The sequence below is a fragment of the Streptomyces sp. NPDC043870 genome, assembly GCF_056435785.1.
On sequence record NZ_JBWKDT010000151.1, the window covers coordinates 1 to 1,219 of the forward strand.

1 protein-coding gene is annotated in these 1,219 nt (G+C 64.8%); it reads right to left on the reverse strand.

Annotation, left to right across the window (positions count from 1 at the left end; translation table 11 throughout):
* Window positions 1–1,172, reverse strand: a 1,172-nt coding sequence (locus AC0699_RS39795) for an ATP-binding protein (RefSeq protein ID WP_478671624.1), incomplete at its 3' end; no start/stop codon positions are given.
* Between the last annotated feature and the right edge of the window lie 47 nt (window positions 1,173–1,219).

Here is a 1,219-nt window from a genome sequence, read left to right on the forward strand (position 1 = left end):
TCGAGCCAGTGGCGTGCTTCGGTCAGCAGGCCTCGGGCAGCCCAGTATTCCTCGATCGTGATGATCATGTGCAGTGCGGTGGTCGCCCCGCCGGGCTCGTTGATGGAGAAGTCCAACGCAAGGCGCAGGTTTGCGTGTTCATGCCGCAACCGCTTGATCCATGCCTGCTGGTCGGGGCCTATCCATTCGGCATCGAACCGGTCCACCAGACGGACGTAGCAGTCACGGTGACGGCGCCGGACCGTGGCGTCCTCACCAGCGCCGACGAGGCATTCCTGGCCGTACTCACGGATCGTCTCCAGCATGCGATAGCGCACATCGCCGTCGGCTTCCTCCCGGATCAGGACGGACTTGTCCACCAGGCAGCACACAATGCCCAGGATCTCTTCGCGGGCCACACCGTCGCCACTGGCGACATACTCCAGCGACGCCAGATCGAAGCCACCGGAAAAGACCGACGCACGCGCCCAGATCAGCTGCTCGGACTGAGAGCACAACTCGTAGCTCCAGTCGATCAAAGCGCGCAGCGTGCGCTGGCGGATAGGCGCACCGCGGGGGCTGATGGTGAGCAGACGGTAGCGCTCGGAGAGGCGCTGTTCGATCTCCTTCAGCGACAGGGCCCGCAGCCACACCGCGGCCAGTTCGATGGCCAGGGGGATGCCGTCCAGACTGTGGCACAGCCGTGCCAGCGCAGCACAGTCCTGACGACGCAGGTCGAAGTCGGGCAGGATCGCGCCGGCCCGATCGGTGAACAGACGGACCGAGTCATACTGGGCAAGGGCCTCAGACGACATTCCCTGCTCGGGGTCCGGCACCGGCATCGGGGGCACCAGCAAAGTGCTCTCACCGTAAACACCCAGAGACTGCCGGCTCGTGGCCAGCACCCGGACCTTGGGACAAGACCGGATCACGGCATCAACGAACAGCGCGCACTCATCCACCAAGTGCTCACAGTTGTCGAGCACGAGCAGAACCTCGCGGGAGCCCAGAAAGCCAGTGACGATCTCGATCGCAGGACGCGAGGACTGGTCACTCAGGCCCAACTTCTCCGCAGCCGTCTGCGCAAGCAGAGAAGGATCCCGCAGCTCCGCCAGCTCGACCAACCACACACCGTCGGCGAAGGAACGCCGCATGGCACGGGCAACATGCACAGCCAGACGCGTCTTGCCCACCCCACCAGCACCAGTGAGCGTCAAAACACGCGATCCCGCCAGGAGGC